Raw genomic sequence first — 9,188 nt, 5'->3', positions numbered from 1 at the left:
TCGCATGCGTTCCATTCGGGGTTGATGGAGCCGATGCTGGCCGACTTCGGTAAGGCGTTGGAGGGGATCGACTTCGCGGCGCCGGGGCTGCCGTGCATCACCACCGGCGACCCGTCGACGGCCGGCTACTGGGTGACTCAGGTACGCGAGCCGGTCCGGTTCATGGACCTGGTCAGGGAGATGGAGAACCGCGGCGTCACCACGTACCTGGAGATCGGGCCGGACGCGGCGCTCTGCGCGATGGGCCCCGAGTGCGTGCGCGACCCCGCCGCGGCGTTCATCCCCACCATGCGGCGCGAACGCGACGAGATCGAGACGCTGACCGCCGCGCTCGCCCAGGCGTGGGCCCGGGGCGTCGGCGTCGACTGGGCGCACGTGCTCCCCGAGGCCGCGCCCGTGGACCTGCCCACCTCGACCTTCGCCCGCCGCCGCTACTGGATGTCCCCCGACCCCGCCGCCGGTCAGGACTCCACCGGTCACCCCGTGCTCACCACGGTCGTCACCGCGCCCGGCGCCGACACCCTGACCATGACCGGCCGGTTGTCGCCGCACCGCCACCCCTGGCTGGCGGACCACGCCGTGCACGGCGTCGTCCTGCTGCCGGGCACCGGCCTGGTCGAGCTCGTGCTGCGCGCCGGGCGCGAGGCCGGCTGGGGCACGATCGACGAACTCGCGCTCGAAGCGCCCCTGACGGTCACCGACCAGGGCGCGGTCGTACAGGTCGACGTCGGGGAACCCGACGACTCGGGCCGCAGACCCGTGCGCGTGCACTCACGGCCCGACGGCGGGGAGTGGCGCCGCCACGCGACGGGGTTCTTGGCGCGGTCCGCCGCACCGGCGCCCGTTGACCTCGACCTGGTGGCCTGGCCGCCGCGTGACGCCGAGCCGATCGAGGTGGGCGGCGCCTACGACGAGCTGGCCGGCCGCGGCTACGCCTACGGCCCCTGGTTCAGAGGCATGCGGGCGGCCTGGCGGCGCGGCGACGAGATCTTCGCCGAGGTGGCGCTGCCCGACGACGCCGACACGACGGGTTTCGCCGTCCACCCGGCGCTGCTGGACGCCTGCTGGCATCCCGTCCTCCTGGGCGGGCCCGGCGCCGAACCCCTCGTCCCCTTCGCGTGGACGGGCGTGACCGCGCGCGCCGACGCCGGCTCTCGGGTACGGGTGCGCATCTCGGCGGATTCGGACCCCACGACCTCCACGGCCACGTCCATGACCGTGGCCGACCCGGCGGGCCGCCTCCTCCTGGAGGTGACCGGCCTGGCCGTCCGCCCGCTCGCCGCCGGGCACCTGTCCGCCGAGCCGCGGTCGCTCTACCGGGTGACCACCGTCACCGTCACCGCCCCGGCCCCGGCAGGCAGAAGGTGGGCGACCGTCGGCGACGACCCGCTCGCTCTCGGACACCCCGTCCACCCGAGCCTGGACACGATCCCCGAGCCGCTCCCCGACGTCGTGACCCACCACTGCCGGGCCCGCGACGGCGCGATCCCCGCGGCGGTCCACGACGCGACGCTCGACCTGCTGAGGCTGCTGAACGGGTGGCTGACCGACGCCCGATGGACCGCCTCCACCCTGGTGCTCACCCTCGGCGACCACCTGAGCCAGACACCGCTGGCCGGCCTCGTCCGCGCCGCCCAGGCCGAGCACCCGGGCCGTATCGTCCTGGTCCACGGGGTGGACGCCTCGCCGGTGAGCCCCGGCCTCCTCGCCGGTGCGGTGGAGACGGGCGAGCCGGAGGTCGTCGTGCACGGCTCCGAGCTCCGGGTCCCGCGCCTGACGAGGGTGGACGCCTTCGCCGATGCCGCGCGGATCGAAGGACCGGTGCTGATCACCGGCGGCACCGGCGGCCTCGGCGCCCTCGTCGCCCGTCACCTGGTCACCCGGCACGGCGTGCGGAACCTGGTCCTCGTCTCCCGCAGCGGGCCGGAAGCCCCGCGCGCCGGTCAGATCCGGGCCTCGCTGGAGGAGATGGGCGCCGACGTGACGATCGCCGCCTGCGACGTGGCCGACCGGACCGCGCTGGCGGCGCTCCTGGCCGAGCACCCGGTGCGGTCGGTGATCCACGCCGCGGGCGTGATCGACAACGCCGTCGTCACCTCCCTCTCGCCGCGGAGCGTCGCGGCCGTCCTGCGGTCCAAGGTGGACGCGGCCTGGAACCTGCACGAACTCACCACCGACCTGTCCGCGTTCATCCTGTTCTCCTCGGCGGCCAGCACCGTCCTGGCCGCGGGCCAGGGCAACTACGCCGTGGGCAACGTCTTCCTCGACCAGCTCGCCGCCCATCGCCGCGCCCACGGTCTGCCCGCGCTCTCGCTGGGCTGGGGGCTGTGGGAGGAGCAGTACGGCATGGCCGCCGAACTCGACGAGGCGGGGCGGCAGCGGATGCGGCGGCTCGGCATGCCCCCGCTGACGGTGGACGAGGCGCTCGCGTTGTTCGACGCGGCCCTCGCCGCCGAGGACGCGTCGGTGCTGCCGATCCGGCTCGACCTGGCCACGCTGCGCGCGCGGGCGGACGAGGCGCCCGCGATGCTGCGCGACCTGGCGCCGCGGCCCTCCGCCGGGCGCGTCCCCGCGACGCAGGACCTGGCCCGCCGCCTGGCGGACCTGGCCCCGGACGACCGCGAGGAGTTCCTGATGGCGCTGGTCAGCGGACAGGTCGCCGCGGTCCTGGGCTATCAGGATCCCGGGGCGGTCGACGCCGGCCGGGCCTTCAACGAGCTCGGGTTCGACTCGCTGGCCGCGGTGGAGCTGCGCAACGCTCTCGGCGCCGCGACCGGGCTGCGGCTGCCCGCGACGCTGGTCTTCGACTACCCGAACGTGACGGCGATCGCCGGGAAGCTCGCGGAGGAGTTCGGCGCGGACGGAGCCGACGATCACACGGCGCGCGCGCTGGCCGAGATCGAGCGCCTGCAGAACGTGCTGGACGCGACGGACGCCGACCGGGCGGCCGTCACCGGACGGCTGGAGGTCCTGCTCAGGCGCCTGCGCAACGGATCCGCCGCGCCGGACGACGCGATCGACGACGCCATCACCGACGACATCACCGACGACGAGTTGTTCGCGGTGCTCGACAAGGAGCTCGACTAGCCTCCTGCCGGGCCCGGGTTCACCAGGTGACGCGCAGCAGCGTGGGGCCTCGTACGATCACGCCGTACTTCCACGTGACCCCCTCCGGGCCGTCGGCGAGCCGCAGGTCGGGCATGTGCTGGAGAAGCGCCCGCAGGGACTCCTGGAGCTCAAGCCGGGCCAGCTGCGCGCCGATGCAATGGTGGGCGCCATGGCCGAACGTCAGGTGCGGGTTGTGCGCCCGGGTGAAGTCGATGGTCTCGGGATCCTCGAAGATCTCCGGGTCGCGGTTGGCGGCGTGCAGGGCGGCGAGGACGGGGTCTCCCGTGCGCACCAGGGTGTCGCCGAACCACACGTCCTCCAGGCTGTACCTGGCGAACATGGCCGAGGTGTTGATGGGCACGTAGCGCAGGAGCTCCTCCACCGCCGACTCGAGCAGCTCAGGCTTGGCCCGCAGTTGTTCGAGCAGGTGCGGCCGGGTGAGAAGGGTGTAGACGAAGCTGGGCAACGCCGCGGCGACCGTCTCCACGCCCCCGGTCAGCAGCGCGGATCCGGCCAGCATGACGAGTTCGGCGTCGTCCAGCTTGTTGCCGTTGTCGCGGGCGTACACCAGCGCGCCGAGCAGGTCGTCGGTCGGCTCCTCGCGCCGCTGGACGATCAGCCCGGCCACGTAGTCGTCCAGCTCGGCCCCGAGGTCGAAGATCACATCCGCCTTCGCGGTCTCGTCGTTGGTGACGCCCTCGGTCCACTTGCGGAAGATGTGCCGGTCCTCGAAGGGCACCCCGAGCAGCTCGCAGATGACATTGGTCGGCAACAGCCGCGCGAAGTCCTCCACCACGTCGGCCGGAGGCCCCTGCTCGACCATGGCGCCGGCCAGCTGGGTGGCGAGCGCTCTGACGCTCTCCCGCATCTTCTCCAGCCGGCGCGCGGTGAACGCCTTGGACACCAGCCGGCGCAGCCGCGTGTGGTCGGGCGGATCCATGCCCATGATGCCGTCGTCGATCAACTGCCGGCGCAGCCGCGGCTGGTCCAGGCCCTGGGCGATGGCGCGGCTGAACCGGGGATCCGTCAGGATCAGCTTGACGTCGGCGTAACGGGTGGCCAGCCAGGCCGGCTCGCCGAACGGCATCTGCACCCGGCTCATCGGTTCGACCCGGCGCAGTTGCGCGTACAAGGGGGAGACGCCGATGTCGCGCATCTCGAACGGATAGTCGCGCACGCGTGCGTAGACGCTCATCACGGGCCTCCTGGTGCCGGACGACTCGGGGCCGCGACGGAAACGATCGGAGCGGGCCCGGCCATATGTGTCGCATTCTCTATTCAATGCGCCGGCCATATGCCGCGCCAGCCCTTATGGGGCGGGCACCCCTAACCTGGATTCCGGGGCGTTATCCGCGCCGACCGGCTGCATTACTCTCGCAAAGAGGCCGCTCTGTTTCGGCCGACGTAGCCGACGTCAGGAGAGACCGTGCGCGTCATGCTGGTCGTCTTTCCCACCAGAACGCACATCTACAGCATGGCTCCCGTGGGCTGGGCGCTGCGCGCCGCCGGGCACGAGGTCGTCTACGCCGGGCCGCGCAACCCGGCCGAGATCGAGTCGTTCCTCGAGACCGGCCTGGAGGCGATGTGGTTCGGCGACGACCTGGACATCGCGCGGCAGCGCCGGTTCGCCGGCGACGACCTGGAAGGCGAGCACAAGCTCTCGGAGTCCCGGCCCGAGCGCTACACCGACGCCTACATCAGCGAGGTCTACCAGCACTGGACGAAGGTCTTCCAGTGGACGTCCCCCGACCGGCTGCTGACCGAGATGCTGCACTTCGCGCGGCAGTGGCGGCCCGATCTGGTGGTGTGGGACCCGATGATGTACGCCGGTCCCCTCGTGGCCGCGGCCGTGGGGGCCGCGCACGTCCGGATGCTCTACGCGGCCGACCAGACGGCCCGGCTCGGGTTCCAGCACCGGGCCCTGCGCGAGCGGCGGCCGGAGATCCCCGACCCGCTCGTGGAGTGGATGTCCGGGTGGCTCGCACGCCACGGCCGCGCCTTCGACGACACTCTCCGGTACGGCATGGCCACGATCGATCCCTCACCCTCATGCATCCGGTACGACCTGGACGTTCCTTACATCCCCGCCCAGTTCGTACCGGTGAACCGCCCGCTGCCGGTGCCGTCCTGGGTCGTGCAGGAGCCCGAGCGGCCCCGCGTGTGCCTGACGCTGGGGGTGTCGAACCGCCAGGTGCACGGCCGGGAGGAGGCGTCCGTGGCCGCGCTGATCGAGGGGCTCGGCCGGCTCGACGCCGAGGTGATCGCCACACTCGACGCCGGCCAGATCGCGGCCGTCCCCAAGCTGCCCGGCAACCTGCGGGCGGTCGACTTCATCCCGATGAACGAGGCGCTGGCCACCTGCTCGGCCATCGTGCACCAGGGCGGCGGGGCCACCATCGGCAACGCCGTGGTCAACGGGGTGCCGCAGCTCATCGTCCCCGGCACCACGTGGAGCGAGCGGGTCTCCGCGCTGGCGCAGCAGAAACGCGGGTACGGCCTGCTCCTGGACCTGGAGGACCTCACGGCGGACTCGGTGTGCGAGGGGGTCGGGCGCCTGATCGGCGATCCGTCGTTCGCCGCGTGCGCCGCCGAGGTGCGGCGCGAGATGCTGGCCACGAGGACCCTGGCGGACATCGTGCCGGAGCTGGAGGCGCTGGCGGGCTGACCGGGCGGCTACGCGAGGGAACGCAGGAAACCGGCGACGACCTCCCTGAAGCGCTCCGGCTCCTCCAGGTGGGGCACGTGGCTCGACTTCTCGAAGACCTCCCGGCGCGTGTCCGGGATCAGCTCCACGAACGGCCGCACCGACGCCTCCGTCACCTCGTCATGCCTGCCCGAGATCACGAGGGTGGGCGCGGTCACGTCAGGGCACCGGTCGATCACCGACCAGTCGCGCAGGGTGCCGATGACGTGGAAGTCGCTGGGGCCGTTCATCGTGAAGTACACCGTGGGGTCGTTGTAGACCTCGTAGAACGAGGCGAGCATCTCCCGCGGCCACGGCTGCAGCCTGCACAGATGCCTGCTGTAGAAGACCCGCACGGCCTGCGCGTACTCGTCCGAGTCCGTGGTGCCGGCGGCCTCGTGGCGGCGCAGCGTCTCGTCGACGCCGGGCGGCAGCAGCGACCGCAGGACGTCGAGCTCCTTGAGCCACATCGGGTAGGAGGCGGGCGAGTTGGCGAGGATCAGCCCGCGCAGCCCGGAGGGCGCGGTCGCGGCGTGCTCGGCCGCGAGCACCCCGCCCCACGAGTGCCCGAGCAGCACGTAGTCGTCGGCGATCGCGAGCTGTTCGAGCAGGTTGGCCAGCTCGTCCAGGAACAGCCGCACGGTCCAGAAGCCGGGGTCCCGGCCGGGCAGGTGGGTCGACCCGCCGTTGCCGATCTGGTCGTAGTGGACCACCGGCCAGCCGAGCCCGGACAGGCCGGCCAGGTTCGTGAGGTAGTCGTGCGTGCTCCCCGGCCCGCCGTGCAGGACCACCAGGGCGGGCCGGCCGCCGCGCAGGTCTCCGGTGACGCGGTACCAGGTCTTGTGCTCGCCGAAGGGCACGGTGCCCTTGGCGCTCGCCGCCAGGGTCACGGCGGCCCTCCGTCCTTTGTCAGTCGGTCTCCGCGCCGCCGCCGAGGTGACGCGTGATCAGGCCTCGAACCTCGGCCCCGTGGGAGGTGAGGTAGAAATGCCCGCCCGGGAAGGTCCGCAGCGCGAACCCGCCGGTGGTGTGGCGGCTCCACGACTGGGCCTCCTCGAGCGTGACCTGCGGGTCGTCCTCCCCGGTGATCGCCATGACGGGGGAGCGCAGCGGCGGCACGGGACGGTAGCGGTAGGTCTCGATGGCGCGGTAGTCGTTGCGCAGCACGGGCAGCACCGTACGCATGATCTCCTCGTCGTCGAGGACCTGCGCGCTGGTGCCGCTGAGAGAGGCGAGCTCCTTGAGCAGCCCCGTGTCGTCGCGCAGGTGGATCCGCTCCCGGCGGCCGCAGCTGGGGGCACGGGAACCGGACGCGAACAGCATGACGGGCGTGACCCCGATCCGCTCCAGCCGCATCGCCACCTCGAAGGCGACGGCCGCGCCCATGCTGTGCCCGAACAGCGCGATCGGCCGGTCCAGCCACGGCCTGAGCTCGTCGGCGACGTGATCGGCCAGCACCCGGATGTCGTCGACGCACGGCTCCGACCGCCGGTCCTGCCGCCCTGGATACTGCACCGCGAGCACCTCGACCGCGGGCGACAGGTCCCTGGACATCGCGAAGAAGAACGTGGCCGAGCCGCCCGCGTGCGGCAGGCACACCAGGCGGGCCGCGTCCGGCGCGGGATGGAACCGACGGATCCACTCGCCCGTCCGCGTGGGAGCTGCTGCCATGTCCGTCCTTCGCATAGGCGTCACATCGGAGGGTTGCCGTGCTTGCGCGACGGCCGGGCCGCCTGCTTGCCGACCAGCGTGGCCAGGGCGTCCACGAGGATCGACCGGGTGTCGGCCGGATCGATGACGTCGTCCACCAGCCCGCGCTCGGCCGCGTGGTACGGGTGCATCAGCTCCTGGCGATACTGCTTGATGAGCCTGGTGCGGGCGGCCTCCGGATCCTCCGCCGCGGCGATCTCCCGGCGGAAGACCACGCCGGCCGCCGCCTCGGCGCCCATGACCGCGATCTCGTTGGTCGGCCAGGCCAGCGACAGGTCGGCGCCGATCGACCGGGAGTCCATGACGATGTACGCGCCCCCGTACGCCTTGCGCAGGATCACCTGGATGCGCGGGACCGTGGCGTCGCAGTAGGCGTAGAGGAGCTTGGCGCCGTGCCTGATGATGCCGTCATGCTCCTGGCGACGCCCCGGCATGAATCCCGGCACGTCCACCAGGCTGACGAGCGGGATGTTGAAGGCGTCGCAGGTCTGGACGAAGCGCGCGGCCTTGTCGGAGGCGTGGATGTCGATCACGCCCGCCTTCGCCGCCGGCTGGCTGGCCACGATGCCGACCACCCGGCCGCCGAGACGGGCCAGCGCGCAGACGATGTTGGTGGCCCACTTGGCGTGCAGCTCGAACATGGTACCCGCGTCGACGATCTCCCTGATGACCGCCCGCATGTCGTACGGCTTGCCGAGCTTGGCCGGCACCAGGTCGAGCAGCGCCTCGACGCGCCGGTCCGGCGGGTCGTCCGTCTCCGCGACCGGCGGCAGCTCCCGATTGTTCGACGGCAGCATCGACAGCAGCAGCCGCACCTTGCCCAGGCACTCGGCCTCGTCGGCGCAGACGACCGTCGCCACGCCGGACGATCGGGCGTGCACGTCCGCGCCGCCCAGCTCCTCATGCGTGATCTCCTCACCGGTCACGGCGCGGACCACGTCCGGCCCGGTGATGTACACCTGGGAGATGTCGCGCACCATGAACACGAAGTCGGTCAGCGCGGGGGAGTAGGCCGCCCCGCCGGCGCACGGCCCCAGCATCACGCTGATCTGCGGGATGACCCCGGAGGAGCGGACGTTGCGCCGGAAGATGCCGCCGTAGCCGGCCAGGGCGGAGACGCCCTCCTGGATGCGCGCCCCCGCGCCGTCGTTGAGGCACACCAGCGGCGCTCCCGCCGACTCCGCCATGTCCATGATCTTGTGGATCTTCTCGGCATGCGACTCGCCCAGGGCCCCGCCGAAGATCCGGAAGTCGTGGGCGTAGGCGAACACCTTGCGCCCCAGCACCTCGCCCCACCCGGTCACGACGCCGTCGGTGTGCGGGCGGCGATCCTCCAGCCCGAAGCCGGTGGCGCGATGCCGGCGCAGCCGCTCGATCTCGTGGAAGGTGCCCGCGTCGAAGAGCAGCTCCAGCCGCTCGTGCACGGTGAGCTTGCCCTTCCCGCGCTGCTGCGCCGTGGCGCGCGTGGACGGCCCCCGGGCCGCCGCTTCCTTGATCGTCCGCAGCTCGGTGACGGCCGACCACATCTCCGAGGACGCAGCCGGTCCCGGCGGTCCGGCGGCGGCCTGGTGATCGTCCACGCTCATGCTGCCATCACTTTCCTGCGTCAAAGAGAATCGTGACATCGAGTAACGCCGGAAACCGCACAACCGGGCGGCATCAGTCTATTCACGCGCGTTATTCCGGC

6 protein-coding genes are annotated in these 9,188 nt (G+C 72.2%); 2 read left to right on the top strand and 4 right to left on the bottom strand.

Translation table 11 applies throughout. The features are described 5' to 3' along the window. A partial coding sequence (locus tag ACGFI7_RS41495) for an SDR family NAD(P)-dependent oxidoreductase (protein ID WP_393415280.1) occupies positions 1 to 3,087 on the top strand: 3,087 nt, incomplete at its 5' end. A 19-nt stretch (positions 3,088 to 3,106) separates the two neighbouring features. Here ACGFI7_RS41495 and ACGFI7_RS41490 read toward each other — a convergent pair. After that, complete coding sequence (locus ACGFI7_RS41490) at positions 3,107 to 4,303, bottom strand: cytochrome P450 (RefSeq protein WP_393415277.1); 1,197 nt, start codon at positions 4,301 to 4,303, stop codon at positions 3,107 to 3,109. 240 nt (positions 4,304 to 4,543) lie between these two features. Here ACGFI7_RS41490 and ACGFI7_RS41485 point away from each other — a divergent pair, with 240 nt between their 5' ends. Then, positions 4,544 to 5,773 (top strand): nucleotide disphospho-sugar-binding domain-containing protein, encoded by a 1,230-nt coding sequence (locus tag ACGFI7_RS41485; RefSeq protein ID WP_393415283.1) that lies wholly within the window; start codon positions 4,544 to 4,546, stop codon positions 5,771 to 5,773. Positions 5,774 to 5,781: 8 nt separating this feature from the next. Here the strand turns inward: ACGFI7_RS41485 and ACGFI7_RS41480 are convergent, their stop codons facing one another. The 3 genes from ACGFI7_RS41480 to ACGFI7_RS41470 are packed head-to-tail and all read right to left on the bottom strand — an operon-like array spanning position 5,782 to position 9,087. Continuing rightward, the gene (locus tag ACGFI7_RS41480; RefSeq protein WP_393415274.1) at positions 5,782 to 6,681 is read right to left on the bottom strand and encodes a proline iminopeptidase-family hydrolase; all 900 of its coding nucleotides are present in this window, start codon (positions 6,679 to 6,681) and stop codon (positions 5,782 to 5,784) included. Between the two features lie 19 nt (positions 6,682 to 6,700). After that, complete coding sequence (locus tag ACGFI7_RS41475; RefSeq protein WP_393415271.1) at positions 6,701 to 7,462, bottom strand: thioesterase II family protein; 762 nt, start codon at positions 7,460 to 7,462, stop codon at positions 6,701 to 6,703. 20 nt (positions 7,463 to 7,482) lie between these two features. Further along, the gene (locus ACGFI7_RS41470; RefSeq protein WP_393415268.1) at positions 7,483 to 9,087 is read right to left on the bottom strand and encodes an acyl-CoA carboxylase subunit beta; all 1,605 of its coding nucleotides are present in this window, start codon (positions 9,085 to 9,087) and stop codon (positions 7,483 to 7,485) included. Between the last annotated feature and the right edge of the window lie 101 nt (positions 9,088 to 9,188).

Origin of the sequence: Nonomuraea sp. NPDC048826, from assembly GCF_043198225.1 — a bacterium.
Taxonomy (GTDB): Bacteria; Actinomycetota; Actinomycetes; order Streptosporangiales; family Streptosporangiaceae; genus Nonomuraea.
The sequence above is the reverse complement of the archived record's forward strand: the minus strand, read 5'-3'. Positions and strand labels throughout refer to the sequence as shown.

Coding starts and splice junctions, on each gene's coding strand:
- ACGFI7_RS41490 (WP_393415277.1), bottom strand. CDS start 4,303: ATGAGCGTCTACGCACGCGTGCGCGACTATCCGTTCGAGATGCGCGAC.
- ACGFI7_RS41485 (WP_393415283.1), top strand. CDS start 4,544: ATGCTGGTCGTCTTTCCCACCAGAACGCACATCTACAGCATGGCTCCC.
- ACGFI7_RS41475 (WP_393415271.1), bottom strand. CDS start 7,462: ATGGCAGCAGCTCCCACGCGGACGGGCGAGTGGATCCGTCGGTTCCAT.
- ACGFI7_RS41470 (WP_393415268.1), bottom strand. CDS start 9,087: ATGAGCGTGGACGATCACCAGGCCGCCGCCGGACCGCCGGGACCGGCT.